At 31.4% G+C, this 25,453-nt stretch carries 24 protein-coding genes; 23 read left to right on the forward strand and 1 reads right to left on the reverse strand.

Going from position 1 to position 25,453, the window contains the following annotated elements; translation table 11 throughout:
• Positions 1–88 precede the first annotated feature (88 nt).
• From DMR38_RS04660 to DMR38_RS04670, 3 genes are all read left to right on the forward strand, one after another.
• Positions 89–4,903 carry a DUF5050 domain-containing protein gene (locus DMR38_RS04660; protein WP_127720215.1) on the forward strand — a complete coding sequence of 1,605 codons (4,815 nt, stop codon included), beginning with the start codon at positions 89–91 and terminating at the stop codon, positions 4,901–4,903.
• A 137-nt stretch (positions 4,904–5,040) separates the two neighbouring features.
• Positions 5,041–5,838: an Ig-like domain-containing protein gene (locus DMR38_RS04665; RefSeq protein WP_127720216.1), complete on the forward strand. Its 798-nt coding sequence runs from the start codon at positions 5,041–5,043 to the stop codon at positions 5,836–5,838.
• Positions 5,839–5,999: 161 nt separating this feature from the next.
• The gene (locus DMR38_RS04670; protein ID WP_127723907.1) at positions 6,000–7,298 is read left to right on the forward strand and encodes a homoserine dehydrogenase; all 1,299 of its coding nucleotides are present in this window, start codon (positions 6,000–6,002) and stop codon (positions 7,296–7,298) included.
• Positions 7,299–7,367: 69 nt separating this feature from the next.
• On the opposite strand, the gene DMR38_RS04675 is transcribed toward DMR38_RS04670, so the two are convergent.
• Positions 7,368–7,832, reverse strand: a complete 465-nt coding sequence (locus DMR38_RS04675; protein ID WP_013237675.1) for a DUF441 domain-containing protein — start codon at positions 7,830–7,832, stop codon at positions 7,368–7,370.
• A gap of 263 nt (positions 7,833–8,095) precedes the next feature.
• Here DMR38_RS04675 and DMR38_RS04680 point away from each other — a divergent pair, with 263 nt between their 5' ends.
• The 20 genes from DMR38_RS04680 (at position 8,096) to DMR38_RS04775 (ending at position 25,381) form a co-directional block, all read left to right on the forward strand.
• The gene (locus DMR38_RS04680) at positions 8,096–8,659 is read left to right on the forward strand and encodes a DUF3867 domain-containing protein (protein ID WP_127720217.1); all 564 of its coding nucleotides are present in this window, start codon (positions 8,096–8,098) and stop codon (positions 8,657–8,659) included.
• Positions 8,660–8,732: 73 nt separating this feature from the next.
• Positions 8,733–9,113 (forward strand): YopX family protein, encoded by a 381-nt coding sequence (locus DMR38_RS04685; RefSeq protein WP_127720218.1) that lies wholly within the window; start codon positions 8,733–8,735, stop codon positions 9,111–9,113.
• 107 nt (positions 9,114–9,220) lie between these two features.
• On the forward strand, positions 9,221–9,595 hold the full coding sequence (locus DMR38_RS04690; protein WP_127720219.1) for a carbonic anhydrase: 375 nt from the start codon (positions 9,221–9,223) through the stop codon (positions 9,593–9,595).
• Positions 9,596–9,749: 154 nt separating this feature from the next.
• A complete protein-coding gene (gene dut, locus DMR38_RS04695; protein WP_127720220.1) occupies positions 9,750–10,181 on the forward strand; it encodes a dUTP diphosphatase in 432 nt (143 codons plus the stop codon).
• A 272-nt stretch (positions 10,182–10,453) separates the two neighbouring features.
• The gene (ssb, locus tag DMR38_RS04700) at positions 10,454–10,786 is read left to right on the forward strand and encodes a single-stranded DNA-binding protein (RefSeq protein WP_127720221.1); all 333 of its coding nucleotides are present in this window, start codon (positions 10,454–10,456) and stop codon (positions 10,784–10,786) included.
• Positions 10,787–11,064: 278 nt separating this feature from the next.
• Entirely contained in the window at positions 11,065–13,074 is a 2,010-nt protein-coding gene (locus DMR38_RS04705) for a methyl-accepting chemotaxis protein (protein ID WP_127720222.1), read from the forward strand.
• Positions 13,075–13,219: 145 nt separating this feature from the next.
• Positions 13,220–13,558: a hypothetical protein gene (locus DMR38_RS04710; protein ID WP_127720223.1), complete on the forward strand. Its 339-nt coding sequence runs from the start codon at positions 13,220–13,222 to the stop codon at positions 13,556–13,558.
• A 452-nt stretch (positions 13,559–14,010) separates the two neighbouring features.
• Positions 14,011–14,859 carry a flagellin gene (locus DMR38_RS04715; protein WP_127720224.1) on the forward strand — a complete coding sequence of 283 codons (849 nt, stop codon included), beginning with the start codon at positions 14,011–14,013 and terminating at the stop codon, positions 14,857–14,859.
• Between the two features lie 321 nt (positions 14,860–15,180).
• On the forward strand, positions 15,181–15,582 hold the full coding sequence (gene flgB, locus DMR38_RS04720) for a flagellar basal body rod protein FlgB (protein WP_127720225.1): 402 nt from the start codon (positions 15,181–15,183) through the stop codon (positions 15,580–15,582).
• An 11-nt stretch (positions 15,583–15,593) separates the two neighbouring features.
• A complete protein-coding gene (gene flgC, locus DMR38_RS04725; protein WP_127720226.1) occupies positions 15,594–16,025 on the forward strand; it encodes a flagellar basal body rod protein FlgC in 432 nt (143 codons plus the stop codon).
• A gap of 11 nt (positions 16,026–16,036) precedes the next feature.
• Positions 16,037–16,375: a flagellar hook-basal body complex protein FliE gene (gene fliE / locus DMR38_RS04730; protein WP_127720227.1), complete on the forward strand. Its 339-nt coding sequence runs from the start codon at positions 16,037–16,039 to the stop codon at positions 16,373–16,375.
• Between the two features lie 17 nt (positions 16,376–16,392).
• Positions 16,393–17,991 (forward strand): flagellar basal-body MS-ring/collar protein FliF, encoded by a 1,599-nt coding sequence (fliF, locus tag DMR38_RS04735; RefSeq protein ID WP_127720228.1) that lies wholly within the window; start codon positions 16,393–16,395, stop codon positions 17,989–17,991.
• A 4-nt stretch (positions 17,992–17,995) separates the two neighbouring features.
• Entirely contained in the window at positions 17,996–19,012 is a 1,017-nt protein-coding gene (gene fliG, locus DMR38_RS04740; RefSeq protein ID WP_127720229.1) for a flagellar motor switch protein FliG, read from the forward strand.
• Positions 18,996–19,769, forward strand: a complete 774-nt coding sequence (locus DMR38_RS04745; RefSeq protein WP_127720230.1) for a flagellar assembly protein FliH — start codon at positions 18,996–18,998, stop codon at positions 19,767–19,769. The genes fliG and DMR38_RS04745 overlap by 17 nt, the downstream gene beginning before the upstream one ends.
• 24 nt (positions 19,770–19,793) lie before the next feature.
• Positions 19,794–21,101, forward strand: a complete 1,308-nt coding sequence (gene fliI, locus DMR38_RS04750; RefSeq protein WP_127720231.1) for a flagellar protein export ATPase FliI — start codon at positions 19,794–19,796, stop codon at positions 21,099–21,101.
• 49 nt (positions 21,102–21,150) lie between these two features.
• Complete coding sequence (gene fliJ / locus DMR38_RS04755; RefSeq protein ID WP_127720232.1) at positions 21,151–21,588, forward strand: flagellar export protein FliJ; 438 nt, start codon at positions 21,151–21,153, stop codon at positions 21,586–21,588.
• 28 nt (positions 21,589–21,616) lie between these two features.
• Positions 21,617–23,185 carry a flagellar hook-length control protein FliK gene (locus DMR38_RS04760; RefSeq protein ID WP_243124440.1) on the forward strand — a complete coding sequence of 523 codons (1,569 nt, stop codon included), beginning with the start codon at positions 21,617–21,619 and terminating at the stop codon, positions 23,183–23,185.
• Positions 23,186–23,214: 29 nt separating this feature from the next.
• On the forward strand, positions 23,215–23,928 hold the full coding sequence (locus DMR38_RS04765) for a flagellar hook capping FlgD N-terminal domain-containing protein (protein ID WP_127720233.1): 714 nt from the start codon (positions 23,215–23,217) through the stop codon (positions 23,926–23,928).
• Positions 23,929–23,947: 19 nt separating this feature from the next.
• Positions 23,948–24,352: a TIGR02530 family flagellar biosynthesis protein gene (locus DMR38_RS04770; protein WP_127720234.1), complete on the forward strand. Its 405-nt coding sequence runs from the start codon at positions 23,948–23,950 to the stop codon at positions 24,350–24,352.
• Between the two features lie 90 nt (positions 24,353–24,442).
• Positions 24,443–25,381 carry a flagellar hook-basal body complex protein gene (locus DMR38_RS04775; protein ID WP_127720235.1) on the forward strand — a complete coding sequence of 313 codons (939 nt, stop codon included), beginning with the start codon at positions 24,443–24,445 and terminating at the stop codon, positions 25,379–25,381.
• The last annotated feature ends 72 nt before the right edge of the window (positions 25,382–25,453 follow it).

The raw sequence follows: 25,453 nt of genomic DNA on the forward strand, positions 1-25,453 counted from the left end.
TTACTAGATTATAAAATTAAGTGAATTAACACTCGCGAATTTCACGAGTGAATAATTATAACACAATAATGTATGGAGGTAATAAATAATGAAGAAAACTAGGCTATTGGTAATGACAGCAGCAATTGTACTTGGAATAGGTACTAGTGTTTACGCCAAGTTGCCACCTCATTCTATAATAGTGGGAAATAATGTTTATGATATAAGCTATTTTACAAATGATCCTAGTGGTACTAATACTGCTAAGGTAAATGATCAGCTAGCAAACAATTTAGGTAAATTATACTATGTAGATTCTACAGGTGTAGCAAAGGATATATTTACAGAAGCAACTGTAGATGACAGTCAGATAGTATCTAAAGTTGGCAACACTTTAACATATTATCCTGGAAATGGAACTACGGAAAAAATTGTTACTGATGCAAATAATAATTTTTTAGATCCTAGTACGATTACTGGTGGATATGTAATTGCACATATTACTTATAAACAACTACTAGCAGAGGGATTAAATTTATTTACTTGTCAGCTCAGTCAATTATCAGGTGTAAGTGGAGCAGTTTATTTCCAAGTAGGAAGCAGTCCAATGACTCCTTTAACAGATGTAGCTACTTATATGGGACAACTTTCTAATGGAGCTGGTAATATGGTACATTTATATGCTAGCGATGGTGCTACAGAATTAGCAAATGGATATTTGAATATAGTTACAAATGGGGCTTCATCAGGAGATAAGAACTTAACAGTTAATTTGACGTTAACTGGAAACTCAACAGATGTAGATAGTTCTACACAAGGAAATAAAGCTTATAATATAGTTAATAATGGATTTGTTACGATTGATAAAAATGGAAAATGGATTTACTACAGTAACACAGGAGATAGTGGTAAACTTTATAAAAGAAGTGCAACAGGTACAGATGATATGCTTATTAGTAATGACAGTGCAAAATATATTAATATAGTAGGAGATTGGGTATACTATAGCAATTATAACGATGGTGGAAAGATATATAAGGTTAAAATAGATGGCACAGAGAGACAAAAAGTTTCTGATGATATGGCATCTTGCATAAGTGTAGTAGGAGATTCTATATATTATATAAATCATAGTGACAATGATAGAATATATGTACAGGATTCTACAGGTAAAAAAATGGTTTTAAGTGACCAAGCCAAATATTTAAGTGTTACAGGAAACTTCTTGTTCTATGTTAATGCAGGAGATTCAAATACATTATATAGCTATGATTTAAGAAATAGCAGAAAGGCAAAGATAAGTACTGTAAATACAAAATTTATTAATGCTTGTAATGATTATCTGGTTTTCTATACTGGCTATGATGGAGTGCTATATAGATCTACAAATGCGCAAGGACAGATTCCAGTACCTATGAGTGTAACTACAAATGTACAAACATCTGCAAAAGCCAGTTCATATAAGGCATTAACAGATAAACCTACAATTATATGTGCTACTGATGATAATAATATTTATTACATAAGTTATGTAGATGGCAATAAAATATATAAGTTAGATAACACAGGAAATGGATATAGAGTTGTAAATGATTCAGCAGATTATATAAATATAATAAATGATAGTCTATATTATATAAAATCAGGGAAGATCTCAGTTGCACCTAAAGATGGAGATGGAACTCAAAAGGGCATTTCCATAACAAAACCTAGATTAAATAGCAGGGTAGTAAGTGTTAAACCTATGCCAACATATACTACAGATGATATAACAAAATTTAATTTTCCGGAAACTGTTTCTTGCATAATGAGTGATGGAAGTGAACAGACATTAGTAGTTTCATGGAATAAAACTGTACCAAAGCCATCAAAAGGTGTATATACATTTAAGGGTACAATACTTGGATATGGAACATCTGTTACTATGAATGTAGCATTAGATTCTGGAACTATTAATGCTAATAATGTAAAAATCGTGAACAATGTAGGAAGTAAAGACACTATAAGTATTACTGGCTTGACTACTGGTGATGTGGTAAATGTTTATAATAGTAGCACTGATACAAAACCATTAAAATCAGCTGTTGTAGATGCAAGTGGAAAAGTAAATATGACAGGCTTAAATCTTTCTCCTGATGGTGGAAATGTATATATTAGTTTAACTAAAACAGGCAGACAAGAAGGTAACAAAGTAGGGGTTCAGTATCAGGCAGAGGCACCAACTGGATTTACAGTAGATGCTGCTAATCAAAATATAACTGGGTTACAGGCTAATAAGTTGTATAAGGTTTATATACAAGATGAAAATTCAAATGGAACAGTACCAGTTCTTCCTACAAGTTATGATGTTTCTGCAAAAGCAGATGGTAATGGAGTTCTAAAGGTTCCTACTATGATATCTAAGATAGATGCTAATAAAGATGGAAAGCAAATGCTTAGAGTAGTCGCTGCAGGTAATGTAGATAGTGCTCCTTCAGCACCAATTGAAATAAGTAGGGCAACAGTACCTAGTTATATAGGAATTGATCTAAACCTTGGAAGAATAACTGGAACTACTACAGAAATGGTATTTACTTATGATGATTTAAAAACTAATACAAATCCAACTTGGTATCCATGTCAAGCAGGATCTACACTAGTTTCTATGACCAGATCATTACAAGTATCAGTTAAAGTTTTAGGTAATGGTCCAGTACTTGAAAGTAAGCCTGTGTCTTATGGATTATTCCAGTCACCTACGATAACAGGAATATCGGATGGAGGAACATATACTATTAAGAAAGATAAATCTACTGATAAGTCATTGTTCCCAACTGTAACTTGGAATGATGATAGCATTATTGATGCAGATAATAGCACAAAATATTGTGCGGTATTAACTAAAGATGGAAATCCTATTTCAGGAAATGGTTCAAAAACATATTCTATGAATAATGGAGTTGTTGATACAACTGGAACAACTTATAAGGCTATAAAAGATAGTAGTGATTTGGAAAGTACAATAGAGAATAAAGGCGATGGAAGCTATGCACTTACAGTTGTAGGAACAAAGACTGTATCAGGTATGAATCCATCTAGTGCAACAAATGTTACCACTGTTAAATTTACAGTAAATTCATCAGTACCTGCAACGGTAGATATAAAAATGTTAGAGAAAAAAGGCACAGAAAGTACTACTATTGATACTTACTATCAAGCAACACCAACATGGATAGATTTAGCAAAAACTGTTGATACAGCAGTAATACAGAGATTAGATTCTTATATACCACCAGTTGCATCAGCAACTGATACAGCTTGGGATAATGTTGCTAAAGTAGCTTTCCAAAGGACTACTATACAACAGAATGGATACTATAAATTAACAGTTACATCTACAAGTACAGAAAATGGAGCAACAAATGTTTCTACAAAAATATTTAGAGTTGATGCAGATGATAAAGCAACATCACCATCAGTTTTTGGAGTATCAGATGGAGGAATCTATGATAAAGTTATTAGTGGAATTACAATAACAGATACAGATCATAATACTACAAAAGCTACAATAACAAGAAATGGATATAAAACTGATTATATAGTAGATCCAACAAGTTATAAGGGTGGATCATTGACTGTAGATGGAAACTATGTATTGACATTAGATACGACAAATAATATAAATGGTGCTACGACAGAAAAAACTATTAACTTTAAAATTGATGATGCAGAGAGTAATCCAACTCAAGCAGCACCAAAAGCACCAGATAAAAATGGAAAAACAGCAACATTTACATTTAATGATGGCAATGGCAATATAGCAATTAGAAATGTTGATACTAGTGAAGAATATAGTGTAAATAATGGACAATCATGGACGCCTGTAACGTCAACTGGAACTCAGTTAATTACTTCATCAAATGATTTAAACTTGTTAAATAAATCTACTACTACAAGCGTACAAGTAAGGTATAGAGCAAATGGAAATACACCGGCTTCAGAGGCACAGGTTATTAATTTGACTGCTTCACCTACAGCACCATCTGCAAAATTTGAATTTAGCTATGATGCAAATCATAATTTAATAGGAGGATTAAAGAATCCAGATGGGACAGCTATTTCTACTCCTTCAAGTTATGAGTATAGCATAGATGGCGGATTAAATTGGAACAGTGTAGACAATAATGGAGCTTTCAAATCAGAAGATGTAAACATAATAAATACAACTAATGGAGTACAAGTTAGAACTAAGGCAAGTGGCCAAACTAAAGCTTCTAATGTTGAAAAGATATCAGTAACTCAAGCGGCAGCACCTAATGTAACTTCAACTCAAGTAACAGGGGGAGTTAAATTAACAAGTCTTTCTACAGGACTTGAATATAGGGTAAATGTTGGCAGCACTACAGGAACAACATGGAATAACTTTACTTCAGGAAATACTATTCCAGTTACACAGTCAGGTTCTATAGATGTAAGGAGTAAAGCTACAGGAACTGCAATGCCTGGTAATATAGCAAATATACCAGTTCAATTAGCAGCAGCACCAGCAGTTAAGACTGCAGCAACAGCACCGATATTAAATGTTAAATATTCAGAAAAAGTATTATCAGATGGAAGAAATTTAGTAATAAATACTAAAGCTATTGCATTAACTTATACTTTACAATTAAGTGGAAGTAGCACTACTCCAATAACATTAACTCAGTTAGAAACTGCATTACAAACAGACATAAATACATCTATTGGAAGCGGTGTTATTAAAGTTGGTGATGATGGAGAAGGAAAGTTAACTCTTACTACAGTAGCAACAGGAGCTGCAGCTAAAATAGACTTTACTGAACCATCAATAGTAGACGGCAAATCAATTACTACATCAACAGGAGACGGGTCAATTAGTGCTGAATTAGGATTTACAGATATAACATCTGTTACAGGAACAAACTAATAACATTAATTAAGATGTCAAGTACTAGTTAAAAAATATAAAAAAGCAGTTCTAGTAATAGGACTGCTTTTTTCATCAAGATGAATGTTTATATAGAGTTTCCGATTGTATTCAATACTTAAAAGGAGGAAGAAAAATTGAAAAAAGTTATTAAAAGAGCTGCATTAATTGTATCATTTGTAATGATTTGTTGTATTTCCTATGGTTCCTCAAGTGTTTTGGCGGCAGATTTTAAAGATATGGGAACCAAAACTATAAATGACACAAACAAAGTATGGACAGTGAAATTTGGAGAACCAGTAGATATTAATTCTTTAAATAATAATATAAAGCTTCAAGATATTACAAACGGTAGTACTGTTACTGTAAGTGTTTCAGCGGGTACTGATGAAAATTCAGCAAAGATTAATCCACCTTCCGGAGGATATAAATTATCCCATAACTATAAATTAACTATAGACAAAAACATTAAATCTAAAAAAGGAAGGCATTTATCACAACCTGCTGTACTAAATTTTAGTTTAGTTTCTAATAGTAGCATCAATACTGGTGGTAACAGCAGTAATAATAGTGGTGGCAACAGTAGTAGTAATACTGGTGGCAGTAGTAGTAGTAATACTGGTGGCAGTAGTAATAATACTGGCGGTAACGGTAGTAACAATAATAGCTATACTGCTTCAGCAAATGTGGAAGTTTCCCCATCGGTTCCATTGAGGAAAATATCGGTATCTACAAATTTACCAAATGTTACAAAATATAAAATAGAAGAAAATAACAATTATTTTGCTATTAATAGTAGTATTATTACATTTGTATCAAAAAATACATTACAAGTATACTTATATGATAATAGTGGAAAATTGCTTGGAACATCTACATTGGATGTAAGCTCTACGAAAAACAACATTATTATGAACATAACTCTAGCAAATTAAAAAGGTGCCTGTCACTATTAGGAAACAGAAATGTTCCACTAAGGTGACAGGCACTATTTTAAAAAAGAACTATATGTGATAAAATATTCTCATTATACTTTAGACTTTGAATGAATGATATGCTGAAAAGGGAAAAATACACATTAGAAAGGAAAATGGAAATGAAAAAAGTTAGGATAGCATTGATGGGTCTTGGAAATGTTGGCGCAGGAGTTTGGACAATATTGAATTCCAATAAAAAGGAAATAATGAAGAGGTCAGGATACGAAGTAGAGGTAGCAAAGATTCTTGTAAAAGATAGAAACAAACATAGAGATGTGGAAGTTCCAGATGAAATTGTGACTACGGATTTTAATGACATATTAGAAGATGATTCTATTAAAATTGTAGTTGAAGTTATGGGTGGAATAAATCCTGCAAGGGAATATATGCTCAAATGTATGGATAGAAAAAAGCAGATAGTAACTGCAAACAAAATGCTGCTTGCAACTGGTGGAGACGAACTTTTTGAAAAAGCAGACAGCAAAGGAGTAATGTTTAACTATGAGGCAAGTGTAGCTGGAGGAATTCCAATAATAAATGGAATAGACGAAAGTTTAACTGCAAATAAAATTGAAGAACTATATGGTATAGTAAATGGAACTACAAACTATATTTTGACTAAAATGCAATTGGAAAAATTGGATTTTGATGTGGCTTTAAAACAGGCACAGGATATGGGATATGCTGAAGCTGACCCTACGTCGGACATTGAGGGATTTGATTCCCAATATAAATTAGCGATACTTTCATCACTAGCTTTTGGAACAAAAATTAATGTAGATAATGTGTATAGAGAAGGTATTACAAAAATTAAATCTATAGATATAAAATATGCTAAAAAATTTAATATGGTAATAAAGCTGCTTGCTATTGCAAAAGAAAATGAAGGTAAGCTTGAACTTAAAGTACATCCAACCATGATTCCAGAATCACACCCACTTGCTAACGTATATGATTCTTTTAATGCAATATTTATAAAGGGCAATGCAGTGGGAGATCTGATGTTTTATGGAAGAGGTGCAGGAAGCTTACCAACAGGTAGCGCTGTAGTAAGTGATATTATTGCTATATTGAGAAGTAATGTGGATATAGAAAATTTTAATTCTGTAGTGAAAAATAACCTATGGCATAGGGAAATAAAAAATATAAAAGATTGTGCAAGTAAATTTTATATTAGACTTTCTGTAAAGGACCAGTCAGGCGTACTTGGCGAAATAACCACAATTTTAGGAAAACATAATGTAAGTCTTCGCTCAGTAATGCAAAAAGGCAGGGAAGAGTCAAAGGATAAAGTAACTATAGTATTAATTACTCATAAGATAGAAGAGGCAGAGATTAATTCTGCTATTAAAGAAATTGTTGATTTGAAATCTGTAATGCAAATAGACAATATTATAAGAATTGAAGATTTTAAATAAATTCAATTTAACTTGAGGCAGTTGTTACTTGAAAAAGTTTTTTATGCAGCAGCTGCCCTAATAATTTTTTTAAAGTCCTATTTTGTGAAAAAATTTCAATCCCAAAGCAATCATTCCAGATGTTATCATAGGACCTACGGGAACACCGCCTAAAAAAGCAGCGGCAATTACTGCTCCCAAGATTAGCGCTGGCATTACTTCAGTATGACCTTGTACAGTTAAATACTGCATGCCAAGACCACTTAAATAGGTTGTAAAAAGGGATATGAGCAGGGCAAATATTCCAAGCCATGAGGTAAATACATTTCTAATACTTATATATTTCACACTTCCATTTGCAATTGGAATTAAAATTGAAGCTACTAGTATTACTACTCCCCAGAAAATTCCATTTTCCTGTAAAGTTGGGAATACATACTTGTCTATGTTAAGAAGCTTTAAAAATAGAAGAATACAGGCAGCTAGGGCTACGGAATTTGCTTTTCCAAGAACTGCAGCTGCTAAGATTATGACTAAAATTATAGTTGATTCCATTTAAACCATCTCCTAAAATGTAATAAACAATTTATATAAGTATAGTAAGAATAATAAAATGTCGAGTAATAATATATACTATTTATAAGTTAATAAAATGCAATTTAGGGGAATAATTCATAGAAAATTATAATAATTTTAATGAATTTCCATTGAAAAAAGTTATTCAATTGTATAGTATAATAGTATATGTTTTGATAGAATAGTTATATTAGAGTTAGTTAATAAATATTAAAAATGTATTTTTAAGGGGAGAACTTGTTATGGATGATAGAATCGTAAACTTCGATGAAATTAAAAATAGAGCTAGGGAAAAAGATATAGAGAAATTTGAAGATTATGTATATGGACTTTCCTATGATATGTCTCAGGGGAAATTATCAATGGGAGATTTTTATAAAAACATTCAAGAATATATGGAAAAAAACAATATATCACAAGAAAAGCTTTTTAACATTCAAAAAAAACTTATGGAAAGATATGGCTTTAATATGGAAGATGTAGAAAAGCAGATGAAAGACATGGGAATTGAAATTCCTTCTGTAAATAAAAATGTTGACTATGAATCTTTGAGAAAAACAGTATCATTTCAGGAAAAATATAAGCAGGGTATGGGCAGTGCCTTAGTAACCACTTATACTATAAATAATTCATTGAATAGTCTTAGTATACTTATAAGTGAAGAAAAACTTACTTTAAAAAGTGAAAAAGATATAGATTTGCAGGATCCCGAGTTAAATGAATTTTTGTGTTCCTATAAAAAGGTAGTAAAAGATAAAAAACTTAAAATATCATTATGTTCAAATGTTAAAGAATTTGAATACTAGTTTAATTATATAAAACCATTCCCTATATTGGTCAATATGGGGAATATTTTAATGTGGCTTGGGGGGATTTAGTATGAGAAAATTTAAATTCAAAATATGGGATAAGGAAAAAAAGTGTTTTTATATAAATGAAAATCCCTATCCAGAACAAAATTGCAAAGTTAAAGATAGATTTATATCCCTTGAGTTTACAGGCTTAAAAGATAAGAATAGTAGAGAGATTTTTGAGGGGGATATAATATCTATAAATAATGAAAAAAGTTCTATTAAGCTGCCTGTGAAATTTGGAAGATATTCTTTTGAAAAATTTATAGGTGAATGTGGAGAAATTACTGATGCAACTGAACTCTATGGTTTTTATGTAGAAAATGAATATTTGTACATCCAAATGTTGAAGGAAAATGTAATAGTTACAGGCAATATATTTTTGGAATATAATGAAATAATATCTTAAATGATCTAATTGTACTTGAGAAAGCTGAGTTAGTTATATTGATTTTTACTTTAAGCTGCTATAAACTTATAGTAAAATTTTAATTTTATTATAAGGGGTGGATTGCTTTGAAAAGTAATTTTGCTGTATTGTTAAATTGTATGGATGGAAGGACTCAACTTCCTGCAATAAATTGGATAAGGGACAATTTTCGTGTAAAATATGTAGATATAATATCAGAACCAGGAATTGATAAAGTAATTTGCAGCGAAGATGAAAATTTTATCAATTCATTAAAGTATAAGATGGATATATCAATAAATTCTCACGGAGCTTCTACTGCATTTGTAGTAGGACATTATGACTGTGCAGCAAATAAAGTAGATAAGGCAACTCACCTAAAGCACATAAAAAAGTCTGTTTGCATAATAAAAAAATTATATAAGAATATTGAAGTTATAGGTCTTTGGATAAATGAAAATTTTGAAGTGGAAAAAATTTAGGCATTTATATTGTGATTTTAATAAGGAGCTGTTGCAATAGCAAATTTTTAGATTGATATGAACAGTTTCTTTTGTAGACAAATATGCTTAAAAGTTAAGAACTATTAATTGTTAAAAAACATGTAGATTAATTGTGAAAGGATGTTTGTAATTTATGAAGTTATTAATAAAAAAAATTAATGAGGACGCTGTAACTCCATTTTACGCACATAAGGGAGATGCAGGCCTTGATCTATTTTCAGTAGAAGAAGTCTCAATAAAACCAATGGAAAGGAAGTTAGTATCTACAGGGATTAAGATTCAGCTTCCACCAAATACAGAAGCTCAAGTTAGACCAAGAAGTGGTCTTGCATTAAAATATGGCATAACTCTTCTGAATACACCTGGTACTGTAGATGAAGGATACAGGGGTGAGATAAAAGTACTTATGATCAATTTAGGACAGGAACCTTTTTTAGTTGAAAAAAATATGAAAATTGCTCAAATGGTAGTAAAGCCTGTGGAAAGAGTATATGTACAAGAAGTAGAAGAACTAAGTGACACTGAAAGAGGGGAAGGAGGATTCGGATCTACTGGAACGAGATAGGAGTTAAGAATTAATAGTTAATAGTTAATAGTGAAGAGTTAAGGAGGATTTTTCTTCGCTATGTTGCGAAAAATCTAAAAACTAAGTGGTATGAACATTAAATTTTTAGATTTTCTGTGACAACAGAAAATCGCCATTAATTGTGAATTGTGCATTATGCATTGTGAATTAATTATTGTATGTTATTTTTAAACTTCGCAAGTTGAGTTATATGAATAAAAGCTTTCCTCCTGGACATAATTATAGAAAAAATAACCAGGAGGTAAAAGCTATTGAATAATGTTACTCTTATTGGAAGGTTAACTAAGGATGCAGAATTGGTTCAGCTGGAAAATTACGATAGAAGTGTAGTTAAGTTCATTCTGGCAGTAGGCAGAGATTTTGTAAGTAAAACTGGAGAAAGAGAAGCGGATTTTATTCCTGTTTCCTATTGGACTAATTATGGAAATAAAATGCTTCCCTATTTAAAAAAAGGAAGACTTATAGGAGTAAATGGTAAAATAATTACTAAAAGCTATACTAAAGATGATATAAAAAAGTATTTCACGACTGTAGAAGCAGACAAGGTTCAGTTTTTAGACCGCGAAAAGGAAGCTCTGGCATAATTTAAAGAAGTACAGTTATAGGAAAAATTGGGGTAAAATTAAAAGATTACCCCAATTTTTAATTGCTTATTGAAGGTAGGTTATTTATTGTTTTTTATATTATTCTAGAGTATGATATAATAGGAAAATATAGTGAAAAAGTGTATTTCTAAAATTTTTAATCATATTTTAGTTTTAAATGTATAAATTTGGCCATAGTTATTTAGAAAATAGGAAAATATAAAGATTGAAATTAATATTTGCAATTTTGCGTTAATTTTAGGGGGGAAAAATATTCTATGTTTAATTTTAAAAGCATTAAAACTAAGTTAATACTGATAATTTCTGCAACAACAGCAGTATTGTTATGTGTACTTGGAATATCAATTTATGAAAAATCTTATGGGATATTGTATGAAAAGTTTCAAAACAGTTCTGAGCAAATTGTAATAAATGTAAATGGTTCTATAAATAAATTTTTAAATGGTATGGAAAGTCAGACTAAGGTTATTGCTAATAGTTCTGTTTTAAAAAACTTGGATATTAATAATGATGGTAGCAGAAGTAGTGCAGTAGAATTACTTAAAAATACTAAAGACAGTAATGAAAATATGGTAAGTGTATATTTTGCTGATTTGAGCGGCATGAGAATAAATATGGATGGAAACATACGACAGCCATCTAAAGAATATGATGCTAGACAAAGAACATGGTATAAAGATGCTATGAATAAAAAAGGACAAGTTGTATGGACAGATCCATACAAAGATGTAAATACGTCACAAATAATGATTACGGTAGCAAAAACTGTGGAGAAAGATGGCAATGTAGTAGGAGTAGCAGCTATTGATGTTTCTCTGAAAAATTTATCTAAAGATATAGCTTCTATAAAGGTAGGAAATACAGGATATGTTTGTATTACTAATAAAGAAGGTACAATAATAGTACATCCAGATTTTAACCAGGTAGGGAAAGAAAGTGAACTTAAAAAAAGTAATTGGGATTATATTAACTCAAATAAAACTAATTATTTTAAAAATACATATAATGGAGTAGAGAGACTGTATGCTTATACTACAAATGAGAAAAACTCCTGGAAAATTGTAGGCACAGCTAAAAATGCTGAATTTGTAAGTGATACAAGTGGCATAAGAAAATTTATTTTCTGTTTAGTTGTTATAGGGATAGTAATATCTATAATAGTATCCATTTTAATTGGTAACTCAGCATATAAGATATTAAAAAAGTTAAAAGTAATAGTTGGTAAAGTAGGTGAAGGGGATTTTACTTACAGTATCCCTGAAAAGTTTTTAAATAGAAATGATGAGTTTGGAAAAATAAGCAATTACGTACAAAGTATGAATATGAATATAAAAAAATTAGTTGAGGATGTTAAGAAGAATTCTTCAAATGTTGAGCAACAAGCTGAAGGTCTAAATGCAATTTCTGAGGAAATATCAGCTTCTTCACAGGAAGTATCTGCAGTAGTTCAGGACTTAGCTAAAAGTGCTGAAGGACAGCAAAAGTATATAGATAATATGTTTAATTTGTTAGAGAATGTAAACAAACACATGGAAAATATAAATGATAAATTAAATTCTGTAAAGGTAAGTACGGGTAATGCAGTGAATAAAGTAGACTTAGGAAAAAATGAAGTGAATTCATTGAAAAAGGCAATAGTCACTGTAGATTCTTCTTTTACAGTAGTTTATGATAAAGCTTATAAACTCAATGAGTCTATAATAAAAGTAAGAGAAATAACTGATGTTATAGCACAAATAGCAGAACAAACAGATCTTTTGGCTTTAAATGCAGCTATTGAATCTGCAAGGGCAGGTGAAGCTGGAAAGGGATTTTCAGTAGTAGCAGAGGAAATAAGAAATTTAGCTGAAGAGTCTCAGGATTCAGCTAAAAAAATAAGTGATTTAATTAATTATATAAATAGTGATTCAAATGAGGTTATTGTAAATTCTAAAAAGGCTGAAGAATCTATAAATGAACAGAATATAGTGGCAGAAAATATGGTCAAATCTTTTGAAATGATAGTGGATTCAATTGAAGAGATTGAACCTTTAGTTGATAAAACTTTTACTTCAGTAAATAGCACAATACAATCTAGAAAAGAATTTACGGACAGTATGAATCAGTTTGGAAATTTGATAAGAAACACCGCTACATCTACAGAGGAAATAGCAGCATCTACAGAGGAAGTAAGTGCATCCATACAGGAAGTGGCATCATCTGCTGAAAACTTAAATTCCACATCCAAAAATTTAATAAATGTTGTAAATAAATTTAAAGTAGAATAGAAATTGTAAATTGAGAATTGAAGTTAATGGAATTAGTATTTGACAGTATGCTTGTTACATTGATAATATATAATATATAACTTAATTAAATTAAAAAGTAAATTAATAGATATAAAAAGTACGGAATAAAAGAGGGGGATTTAACTTGAGTGAACATGAAAAGATATTTATACCTAAAGAGTCTATAGATAAATTGGTTTCAGGATTAAAAAGCATAAGAATTACTACTAGAGAAAAAGCTACGCGGAAAGAAGTAGATAAGCTCTTAGATTTACTACAAGAAGATTTAAGTCAAAAAAATGTTCCTCTTAAAGAACAAATATTGGAAAAGATGAAGGAAAGCAAGGGAGTAGATCCTAACTTAAATGCTAATTTGTATATACTATATCGTAATTTAGACAGCGGCCAGATTACTGAAGAACAGGCACTTGAATTATTTCAAATGTATGTTAGGATAGAGCCCTATAATAAAACTATACTATAATTTAACTCAACTTTTGCAGTTTAAAAACTTTGCGAAACAACTAATTCACAATGCACGATGCACAGTTCACAATTAAGGATGATTTTCTTCCGTTAAAACTTCAGAAAATCTAAAATATAGCACCATTGAAGCAGAGCTTCAATAAGTTTTAAATTTTAAATTTTTGGTAGCATAGCGGAGAAAAATTTACCGAAATTGTGCATTGTGAACTGTGAATTGTGAATTCATTTAGGTCGTAATTTTTTTATATTAAGTCAAAATTTTATATGTGTGAAGTTGAGTTATTAATTTTTAATCCATATGTGACGTACATAAAAGATGATTTTAATTTACTGAATAAGTGTTTTAACCTAAAGCATTCTATAGGAGATTTCGATAATAATTAATAGGGGTTAAGCTTTATGAATTATTATCGAATAAGTGCTTACCGTATGTAGAAAGGAGTAAATTTTATGAGACTGAGTTATAATATGCCAGCTTTGATAATGCATATGATCCAAAATCAAGCTTTAAATAGGCAAAGTGGAGATTTAAACAGAATATCCAGTGGATGTAAAATAAATAGTGCTGCAGATAATCCAACGGGACTTGTACAGAGCGAGAACATAAGTATCCAGGTTAAGAGCCTTGAGACCGTAACTAGAAATGTCCAGGATGGTGTAAGTATGCTTCAAAGTGCAGAAGGTGGATTAAATGAAATCACAAGTATGGTTCAAAGAGTTAGACAACTTACGCTGCAAGCTGGAGATGGCTCTTTTAGTGATGGGGATAGACAAAAAATACAGGGTGAAATAGATCAGATGCTGAATGGAATAAATGAAATGGCAAATGATACGGAATTTAATGGATTTAAATTATTAGGTCAAAATAAAACTATTAGTATGACGGTAGGAACAAATGCTGGGGACGATGTAAATATACCTCAAATAGACTTGACTAATGGACCGGATAGTGTTGTTTCAGATTTGTATAAAATTAAGACTGGTGGAGGAAAAGATGTATTGAGCGGAGATACTGATAGTGCTTTAAGTGTTATAGATAGTTCTTTAAACAAAATAATATCTTTGAGAAGCAAATATGGGGCTTTGGAAAATAGATTTACTAGTAGTTATGATAATATGCAGGAGTTAAATCAAAAAATGACTGATGCATACAGTAGTATAAGAGATTCAGATATGGCAGATGAAATGATGAATTATTCAAAAGAAAGCATAGTAATACAGGCCTCTAATGCAATGATTGCTCAGGCTAACAAATTGCCTCAGGATGTTTTACAAATAATACAAAATTTTAGAAAGTAATACATTTGAAATTAAGTTAAGGTACCTTGCTTTTATTGTTAAGGTATCTTTCTTATAGTTTTAGCCGTAAAATTATCCACTAATGGATAAGAAATGATAAAATACCTTACAAATACGGTTATATTTACAATATGCAATATATTTCTATTAAAAGATAATAAACTTATAAAAATGTCACAAAAATATAGAATATAATTTATAATTGTGTTAATCTATCTATATAGAAAATAATTTTAATCAAAAGTAAAGTACAATTTAAAATTTAATTGTTTAAGGGAAATTATAATATTCTTAATGTTTTTAAGAAAGGGGGAATTTTGGTTGAGTATAAATAATATGTCAAATGATCAATTAGTAAATAATCTGCTCACAAGAGGACTAGATGCAACTACAGCTAGAAGTAAGGCTATATCAAGTAATATAGCTAATATTAATACTGCTGGATATAAAAGAAAATATGTAACATTTGAAGAAAATCTTAAAAATAGTATAGATAACTTAGAATTAAAAACAGATAATGCAAAACACATAAAGTTGGGTAATGATTATGGGGCAATAACTACAAATACTGACAATTCAACTAGTATGAGATCAGATGGAAATAATGTGGATATTGAGGTGGAAACCGTAAATCAAGCTGCAAATGAGCTTATGCAAGATGCACTTATAACCCTTGAAAACAATAGATTAAATATGCGCAAGACTGTAATAAATGGAAATTAGGAGTGATATTTATGATTCAAGCTTTTAATACATTGAGAATAAGTGCCAGCGGTCTTTCGGCAGAAAGACTTAGTATGGATACAATAGCTTCCAATATGGCAAATGCAGAGACAACACGTGGTGCAAATGGACAACCTTATAGGAGAAAAGTTGCAGTTTTTGGAGAAAATTTAGGTAAAGCTTTAGATAGTAATGGGAATTATGGAGATGTCCCTCAGGGAGTAAAAGTTGTAGAAATAAAGGATGATACTTCACCTTTTAGAAGGGTATATGATCCTACTAATCCAGATGCTGATGCTTCAGGATATGTTTCTATGCCAAATGTGAATATATTGAACGAAATGGCTGATATGATGGTAGCTGTTAGATCTTATGAAGCAAACTTAAGTGCTATTAATTCTGAAAAGAATATGTTTTCTAAAGCTTTACAGATAGGTAAATAGGAGGACAAAATATGAAGATAAATGAATTTACTCCAGATACTACTGTGTTTGATAAAATAGGTGGAAATACTTATAAACAAAATGTATCAAATGATTCCAAAGATAATACAGTAAATAATGAAGATGGTGTAGCCTCTTTTTCAAATTTGCTGCAAAGCAAATTAAATGAAGTCAATAACGATCAGGTACAGGCGAATAACAGTATCCAGGGATTTGTTGAAGGGGATAGAAGCGATATACACAACGTTATGCTTGATGCTGAACAGGCTAAGATGTCATTAGAACTTGCTGTGCAAATTAGAAATAAATTTGTTGAAGCATATCAGGAGATAAATAGAACACAGTTATAGAAGGAGAACCGGATTAAATGGGTAAAATATCGCAGATTTTTAAAAATTTAATAGGCAAGTGGAAAGATTTAAGCAGAAATAAAAAGATAGCTTTTAGTGTTATAGCTGTAGGAATTGTTTCAGCTTTGATATTTGGGGGATTAACTTTAGGAAAAACGAAATATGCGGTATTATTTTCTAACCTAGATGCTACGGATTCAGCTGCAATTTATAAGCAGCTTCAAAGTGATAAAGTAGATGCAAAAGTACAGGGAAATTCTATATTAGTGCCTAAAGCTCAAGTGGACAAAATTAGAATGCAGACTCTTTCAGAAGTACAGCTTACTAATGGAAGTAAGGGATTTGAGCTTTTAGATAAAAGCAATTTTGGGCAAACAGATCAGCAGATGAATATAAATTATCAAAGGGCTCTTCAGGGTGAACTTGAGAGAACTATAAAATCACTTCCACAAATTGAAAATGCAAGAGTTCATTTAGTACTCCCGGATAATACCGAATTTGTGAAAGATACTCAACCAGGGAGTGCTTCTGTAACTATAAAATTGAAACCTGGACGAAGTTTGTCTCAAGATCAAACAAAAGCTTTGGTAGCACTAGTATCTGGAAGTGTGAAAAGTATACCTAAAGAAAATGTTGAAGTTATAGATGATAAATTAAACCTTCTTTCAAGGGATCTATATCAAAATAAGGATGGCAAGGATAGTGACGCTACTGTTCCTGCTGAAAAACAACAAGAATTACAGCAAAAATATGAGGATGATATGGAAAAAAGACTTCTTGCCATGCTGGAACCTATATATGGTAAGAACAAAGTAAAAGTAAAGGTAAATGCAGATTTGGATTTTGATGCAGTGCAGCAGGATTCCACTACTTATGATCCAAAAAATGTGGTAGTAAGTGAGCATACTATAAATAATACAAATACAGGTGGTACAAATAATGCAAGTACAAGCCCTGTAGATAACAATATGAGTAACACATCTGTAAGTACTACCAATAATGGCAATTCAACTCAAAATGAGGTTACGAGAAATTATGATGTATCTAAAGTAGATCAAAAAACTATAAAGGCTCCGGGCAGTGTAAGGAGACTTACAGCATCGGTTGCACTAGATGGAACTGTAGATGATGCTACTAAGACTTCTATTAGAAATCTTGCAGTGTCTGCTATAGGATATAATCAAACAAGGGGAGACACTATAAGTGTTGAGGCAATTCCTTTTGATACTACGGCTCAAGACAATGCAAAGAAAGATTTAGATGCAATGCAAAAAGCTGAAGCCCAGGCAAATCGTAATAAGATTATTATAGGAGCATCTATAGCAGGAGCATTATTAATAGCTGCTATCGTTGGATTTATATTGTGGAGAAGAAAACATGCAGAAGATGAAGAAGAATTATTTGATGAAGAGCTTGGTAATACTCAGGGTATTGATACTGTTATAGGGGATGATGATCTAACCAAAGAGCAGAATAAGCTTAAATTTAAGCCTGTAGAGTTTGAAAGTGAGACGGAAGATACTCATGTGGAGAATGAGATAAAGAAATATGCTAAAGATAAGCCGGATCAAGTTGCAGACATAATAAAGGCATGGATAGCAGAGGATGAGAGGTGATAAAATGGCTAAAGACAGTAGAAAATTAACAGGAGTGCAAAAAGCGGCCATACTATTTATAACTCTTGGACCGGAAGCTGCTGCAGGAATAATTAAAAAATTGCCAGAAGCAGAGATACAAAAAATAACTTATGAAATAGCTAATATCAACTCTGTAAAATCTGATCAAAAAAAGGAAATACTTCAGGAATTTATAGAGATGAATAAGGCTAAGGACTATTTGCTTGAAGGTGGAATAGAGTATGCTAAAGATCTTTTATCAAAGGCACTTGGAAGTCAAAGAGCTATTGAAATATTGGATAAAGTTACAGAGGCAACACAGCAGTTTAGGCCTTTTGCCATAGCAAGAAAAGCAGATGCCCCCCAGCTTTTAAATATAATATCAGATGAGCATCCGCAGACTATTGCACTTGTACTGTGTTATCTTCAATCGGACAAGGCCGGACAAATTCTTTCAGCACTTCCTGAAAATGTACAGGCTGAGGTAGCATATAGAATAGCTACAATGAGTAATACTTCACAGATGGTTGTAAAAGAAATAGAGAAAGTATTAGATGACAAGCTATCATCTATAGTTAAATCAGATATGAAGGTAATTGGTGGTGTCCAAACTATTGTAGATATATTAAATCAAGTAGATAGAACTACAGAAAAGAATATTACTGAAGGTCTTGAAAAAGAGGATGCAGAATTGGCTGAAAAAATCAAAGGATCTATGTTTGTATTTGAAGATATTATTACTCTTGATGATGTATCTATTCAAAGAGTGCTCAGAGAAGTGGATACAAAAGAACTTTCTCTTGCACTTAAGGGATGCTCTGAAGAAGTGGCAGATGCAATATTTAGAAATCAATCAAAGAGAGCTTCTGCTGCATTAAAAGAGGACATAGAATTCTTAGGACCTGTTAGACTTATGGATGTGGAGAAGGCTCAGCAGAAAATTGTAGGTATAATAAGAAGATTGGATGAATCAGGAGAGATAGTTCTGGCAAGAGGAGGAGAAGATGCAATCATCGTATAAATCTATACTAAAAGGTGACAGCATAAACAATTGCGGAACACAGGAAATACACACAGAATTTAAAAAGCAAGAAGCATCCAAAGTAGTATTCAATGAAAAAAATATTAAAGACGATTCTGTTTTAAAAAGTTATGAAAATTTAGGAAGAACTATTTTACAAGATGCTAGTATAAAAAAAGAAAAAATTCTCTCTATGGCATATGAAAAAGCATCTGAAATCTCCAAAAAAGCTTATGATGAAGCTTATGAAAAAGGTTATGCCAAAGGTGAAGAGGAAGGTTATAATACTGCTTATGAGGAAGGTTATAGGAAAAATTTTGATAAAGCAAAAGCAGAGGGAGATCAGATAAAACAGAATGCAAATGATGTTTTAAATAAAGCTGTAGAAGAAAAGAAAAGGTATCTTGAGGAAAAGGAAGAGGAAATAAAAGAATTTATATTAAATTCTGTAGAAAGTATATTAAAACGTGAGGTAAGGGATGCGGATAGTTTAAATGCCCAAGTATTTGATGCTTTGAATCAAATGAAAAAGACCAGCACTTTTATAATAAAAGGTAAGGAAAAGTACTGCAGTGAATTCAAAAAGCAAGTAACCTTATGGAAGGAACAGCTTCCTTTTAAAGGTGATATTTTTATAATACCAGATGAATCTTTAGAAGAAGGTAGTGTAGTTATAGAAAGAGATAATGGAAAAATGGTTCTGGGAATAGATATTGCCTATGAAAAAATAAAGAAAATAATTCAAGATGAAAGTTAAGTTTGCAGTTAGAGGTGATATTTTGTGATAACTATAAACTTTGATAGGCTTAATAGAAAAGTAAAGGAGGCCACTTATAATTATCAAGAAGGAATTGTGAAAAAAGTTATTGGATTAACTGTAGAGGTAGAGGGCATTAGAGCCTTTGTGGGAGAAGTATGTCATATTTATAATGAGGAGAACAGTAGGATTTCCTGTGAAGTTGTTGGATTTAATGAAAGCAATGTAATTTTAATGCCTCTTGGGGAACTTATTGGAATCTCACCAGGCTGTAGGGTAGTGCCGGAAAGAATGCCTTTAAATGTGAGATGTTCGGATGAGCTTTTTGGGAAGGTACTTGATGGGCTTGGAAATCCTCTGGATGGTACTACTATATCAAGTGGAGAACCTTATCCACTTGATACAGAGCCTCCAGATCCCTTAAAGAGAAGGAGAATAACTGAAGTAATTCCTACAGGAGTAAGGGCAATAGATGGTTTGATAACTTGTGGTCAAGGACAGAGAATAGGAATATTTGCAGGAAGTGGTGTGGGAAAGAGTACTACTCTTGGTATGATTGCAAAATATGCTGAAGCAGATGTAAATGTAATAGCTTTAATAGGTGAAAGAGGTAGAGAGGTTAAGGATTTTATAGAAAAAGATCTTGGAGAAGAAGGAATGAAAAAATCAATCATAGTGTGTGCTACTTCGGATAAGCCAGCTTTGGTTAGATTAAAGGGAGCCTTTACAGCTACAGCTATTGCAGAGTATTTTAGGGATAAAGGTAAGAAAGTAATTTTGATGATGGATTCTGTAACTAGATTTGCTATGGCTCAAAGAGAAATAGGACTTGCTATTGGTGAGCCTCCAGCAACTAAGGGATATACACCTTCCGTATTTGCCAAACTTCCGAGACTTATGGAAAGAGCAGGGACATCAGACATAGGTTCTATTACAGCTTTTTATACTGTACTGGTAGATGGAGACGATTTAAATGAACCTATTGCAGATGCAGTAAGAGGTATACTTGATGGACATATAGTTTTATCACGTACCTTGGCCAATAAAAATCATTACCCTGCTATAGATGTACTTGCAAGTATAAGCAGGCTTATGTCGGAAATAGCTGAAAGTGATCATAAAAAAAAGGCTTCTTTTGCAAGGGATATGCTTTCAACTTACAAAAATTCCGAGGACTTAATAAACATAGGTGCCTATGTAAAGGGAAGCAGCGAAAAAATAGATAAGGCTGTAGCTTATTATGATAAAATAATTGACTATCTTAAGCAGGATGTAAATGAAAATTCGTCTTTTAAAGAAAGTGTTGAAGGGTTGAAAAAAATATTTCAATAGAGACTCTAAACTGTGAATTGTGAACTGTGAATTGAACATAGGAGGATATATGGGTAAATATAAATTTAGGCTTCAAAAGTTACTTGATATAAGAATAGACAAGGAAGAAGAGAGCAAAAGAGAATTTCAGCAGGCTAAAAGAGAAAGTCTGAAAGTAAAAGAAAAACTAGATTTATTAAAAGCCAATTATGAGAAATACAATAATATGTCCAACTTTAAAAGTGTTATTGAACAAAAAATAACCAATAAGTATTTAAAAGCTTTAATTTATAGTATAGATAAGGCTAAAATTGAACTAAAGGATAAAGAAAAAGTAGTTGATATGAAGAGAAATGAACTTCAAAAGAAGCAAATAGATAGAAAAACAGTGGATATTTTAAAGGAAAAACAAGAAACTGCCTTTATAAAAGAGCAAAATAGAATAGAACAGAAAGCAAATGATGAATTTGCCCTTTATGGGTTTATTAGAAATATTCAAAATACATAGTTTTTTACTTTGAAAGGAGGTGAAATAAGTGAATGTAAATATGTTAAATTTCATGTCTTCTATGAATGTACAAGCACCAAAAGTTGAATCAAGTTCTTCAAGTGGGAATAATGACTTTGCTTCTTTTGTTAAATCAAGTAGTAGTGATAATAGCAGTAAGGTAGATACTAAGGACACTACCTATAAAGCATCTAATAATGAATCTATAGATAAAAATAATAAGGTAACTGTAAGGAAAGATATAGCAAAGGTACAATCATCAGATTCTCATAGCAAAAATAAAAATGATATAGATAATGAAAAAAATGATGATTCTAAAATTGAAACTTATTTAAAGAAAGCTGGTTTTACAGATGAAGAAATAGCAGATATTAAACAGAAGATTAAAGATGGCAGTATAGATAAAAACAGTGTACTTTCGCTTTTGAGTTTGCTATTTGGAAATAATCAGGATATTCAAAGTAAATCAAATAATTTCTTAAGTACAGTGACTAAAGAATTGAGTGATGAAATTTCAAACATTTTAAAAGATGAAAATTCGTCAGGGTCATCAAAAGGAAATTCTCTTCAATTTATTTTAAATCAGGAGATATCCAAAAGTCTTGGTAATACTTCAAATAAAGATATATCAGGTAATATTAAAGATGTTTTGAATAAGACGGTAGATAAGAAACTTGATTTCTTAGTGGATATTCTAAATACTTTTGATAAAAGTGGACAACTTACTCAAAAGCTTTCTGAAAAAATAACAGATAATATTATGTCCAAGTTATCCAATATTGTGTCAAGTTCAAGTGCAGACGATATAAGTGGTTTAAAATCTCAAATATATGCTGAACTTTTACAAAAGCTAAATCCCAAGTTAGCAGATAATTTAAATTTAGGCAAAAATGTATCAGGAAACAATTTGTTTCAAATTGTAAGTCAAAATAGGCAAATGATAGAGAATTTAGACACAACAGGCAGTTCTCTTCAAAATTCTTCAAATAGCAATGAAAATTCTGCTGGGGGTAACAGTAAAAACACTGATATATTGAATAAAATACTAGGCAGCAATGGAGAAGATACTAAGGACAATAAAATTTCTAAAGCAGTTAATTTTATGACCCAATTTAATAATGTCAAGGGAGACAATATACTTGTAAATGGTGAGAATGTACAAAATCTTAATTTAAATAAGGCTACTTTTAATTCAGATATGATAAAAACACTCAAGTATATGGATTTAAATAATGTGAAACAGTTAACTGTTAAAATTAATCCTAAGGAATTGGGAGATATAACTATAAATCTTGTTATGGAAGAAGGAAAGATGAAAGCAGTTCTTACAGCTTCAAACAAGGATGCCTATAATCTCTTAAATTCAAATATGCAGGATTTGTCAAATAAACTTCAGAATAATGACATAAAAGTCCAGAGCTTTTCATTGAACTTGTATCATGAAGACACAACTTTCTTTAAAAATGGAAATAATGGAAGTCAGAATCAAGATAATGAAAAAAGGAATAAAACTTTAGCTGTAAATAACATACAGGAGGAAGATGCTCAAGAGGAAAATGACTATTATAATGACAGCAATGTAAATATGTTGGCCTAGTTTTAAATTTAGCAGAGGAGGAAAATAAAATGCCTATTCCAGGTATGGATAACACTAGTACTAATCAAAAAAGTTATTCTTATCCTATCGATAATAGTTCGGATACTACTTCAAATGGAACTAAAATAGTTAAGAAGAACAATGACATAGATAAAAATATGTTTTTGAAAATACTATCTGCAGAACTTAAATATCAAGATCCAACTAGCAGTGATTCTCAAAGTTCAACTCAGTATGTAAGCCAATTGGCACAATTTTCATCTCTAGAACAAATGGCAAACTTAAATAGTTCAACTAAGATGGGCACTGCAAACTCACTTATAAATAAATATGTGACTTTTAAAGATACAGATGAACAGGGAAATAAAATAAGTGGACAGGTAGTTGGAGTTATTAAAGATGGAGATGATATACAGCTTAATGTGCTTACGGGAGAGGGAAAAGACAAAGATGGAAAGATAGTTGATAAATATGAAAAGTTCAACATAGATGATGCAGAAAAGATTGTTGATTTAGGAGATACAACTAATTTCACTGTTAGTAATAACATGTTGTTAAATGCAACTTCACTTATAGGAAAAAAGGTCAATGTAGATGAGAAAGATTCCAGTGGAAATAACTACAGTGGGGTTGTTCAATCAGTATCAAGATTATTTGGTGGAATAACAGTAAAAGTAAAACTTTCAGATGGAAGTACAAAGGACTTTAATTTTAAGGACGTCTCAGACGTAGAAAATTCATAGATAAGTAGGTGAGGTATCTATGGGCTATAGAGTTATTAATGGCAAGTTGTATTTTGCAGCGGATTTAAAAGCAGTATGTAATGAAAAAAATAGTGCAAAAAATAACGTAAATGATTCTAAAAGTAAAATATCCTTTAAGGATACTTTAACTAGTGAAATTAACAAAGATACAAGTTTTACTATATCAAATCATGCTGCAGAAAGGCTAAAAAGCAGAAATATAAACTTAAATGAAAATGATATGAAAAATATAAATTCTGCCATAAATAAGGCAGAAAATAAAGGATGCAGTGAATCTGCTCTACTTTATAAAAATTCAATATTTATTACATCTATAAAAAATAGAACAGTAATTACAGCATTGGATAAGAATTCAAATAACGACAATGTATTTACTAATATAGACAGTTTAGTAATAGTATAAAAAATGGCTGGACCTTTAGTGGAAGTCATATCCTGTGGATTGAAGGAAGCAGGAAAACAATATATTAATTAAAAAATTGGAGGAAAAAATATGTTACCATCATTGTACACAGCAATTAGTGGACTTAGAGTAAATCAGCAAAAGTTAAATGTAACGGCAGATAACATAGCAAATTCATCTACTACAGGTTTTAAATCTAAAAATATGATTTTTGAAGATATGCTGAGTCAAAATCTTTCGGATCCAAGTGCACCAGTAAGTGGCGGTCTTGGAGGAATAAATGGAAGGCAAAGTGGTCTTGGAGTTAAAATAGCAGGTATAAATACGGATTTTTCTGCAGGAAGTACTCAGACTACCAATAGAAGTTTGGATTTTATGGCAACTAAGGGAGGAAGCTATTTTGTAGTTAGCCCTGATGGAGATGCTACTGGCGGCGATACGAATAATACTACTAAAAGCTATTATTATACGAGAGATGGAGCATTTACCTTAGATGAAGCAGGTAGTCTTTTGACCCAAGCTGGATATCATGTTATGGGATACAATGTAGAGCCTAAAACTGGTGTAATTACGGATACTGCTGGTAATCCACCAACAAAATGTATCCAAATTGCTCAGTATTATGATGAGAATGGTGCCGTTGCTGCTCCGACAGATCAGGCTGATAAAGATAAAGAAAAGGTTACTTCCTGGTCGGTAGAGCCATCAACAGGAATTGTAACCGTAAAAACTGCTGGTGGATCATATGATGTGGGTCAAATAGCACTAGCTTCTTTTCAAAATGAAGGTGGTCTTGTAAAGGATGGAGGAAATTTGTACGAATCATCTCCAAACTCAGGTGATGCAGCTTACGGAACCCCTGGTAAAAATTATGGGTCTCTTAATCAAGGATCCCTTGAAATGTCAAATGTGGATTTGGCACAACAATTTACGGATATGATAGTAGCTACCAGAGCTTTTCAAGCCAATGGAAAGATAATAACTACAGATGATACTATACTAGAGGATTTGGTTAATTTGAAGAGATAGGCGTTAATTAAAGTTTAAAGTTCAAATAATGATTATTTTAATATTTTCTGATGTTAAAAGGAAAATTATCAT

This window comes from Clostridium sp. AWRP (genome assembly GCF_004006395.2).
GTDB lineage: Bacteria > Bacillota > Clostridia > Clostridiales > Clostridiaceae > Clostridium_B.

Bases quoted from the DNA above. Each gene is read 5' to 3' on its own strand.
- DMR38_RS04660 (WP_127720215.1), top strand. From the start codon at position 89: ATGAAGAAAACTAGGCTATTGGTAATGACAGCAGCAATTGTACTTGGA.
- DMR38_RS04670 (WP_127723907.1), top strand. From the start codon at position 6,000: ATGAAAAAAGTTAGGATAGCATTGATGGGTCTTGGAAATGTTGGCGCA.
- DMR38_RS04675 (WP_013237675.1), bottom strand. From the start codon at position 7,832: ATGGAATCAACTATAATTTTAGTCATAATCTTAGCAGCTGCAGTTCTT.
- DMR38_RS04680 (WP_127720217.1), top strand. From the start codon at position 8,096: ATGGATGATAGAATCGTAAACTTCGATGAAATTAAAAATAGAGCTAGG.
- DMR38_RS04685 (WP_127720218.1), top strand. From the start codon at position 8,733: ATGAGAAAATTTAAATTCAAAATATGGGATAAGGAAAAAAAGTGTTTT.
- dut (WP_127720220.1), top strand. From the start codon at position 9,750: ATGAAGTTATTAATAAAAAAAATTAATGAGGACGCTGTAACTCCATTT.
- DMR38_RS04705 (WP_127720222.1), top strand. From the start codon at position 11,065: ATGTTTAATTTTAAAAGCATTAAAACTAAGTTAATACTGATAATTTCT.
- DMR38_RS04715 (WP_127720224.1), top strand. From the start codon at position 14,011: ATGAGACTGAGTTATAATATGCCAGCTTTGATAATGCATATGATCCAA.
- flgC (WP_127720226.1), top strand. From the start codon at position 15,594: ATGATTCAAGCTTTTAATACATTGAGAATAAGTGCCAGCGGTCTTTCG.
- fliE (WP_127720227.1), top strand. From the start codon at position 16,037: ATGAAGATAAATGAATTTACTCCAGATACTACTGTGTTTGATAAAATA.
- fliF (WP_127720228.1), top strand. From the start codon at position 16,393: ATGGGTAAAATATCGCAGATTTTTAAAAATTTAATAGGCAAGTGGAAA.
- fliG (WP_127720229.1), top strand. From the start codon at position 17,996: ATGGCTAAAGACAGTAGAAAATTAACAGGAGTGCAAAAAGCGGCCATA.
- DMR38_RS04745 (WP_127720230.1), top strand. From the start codon at position 18,996: ATGCAATCATCGTATAAATCTATACTAAAAGGTGACAGCATAAACAAT.
- fliJ (WP_127720232.1), top strand. From the start codon at position 21,151: ATGGGTAAATATAAATTTAGGCTTCAAAAGTTACTTGATATAAGAATA.
- DMR38_RS04765 (WP_127720233.1), top strand. From the start codon at position 23,215: ATGCCTATTCCAGGTATGGATAACACTAGTACTAATCAAAAAAGTTAT.
- DMR38_RS04770 (WP_127720234.1), top strand. From the start codon at position 23,948: ATGGGCTATAGAGTTATTAATGGCAAGTTGTATTTTGCAGCGGATTTA.
- DMR38_RS04775 (WP_127720235.1), top strand. From the start codon at position 24,443: ATGTTACCATCATTGTACACAGCAATTAGTGGACTTAGAGTAAATCAG.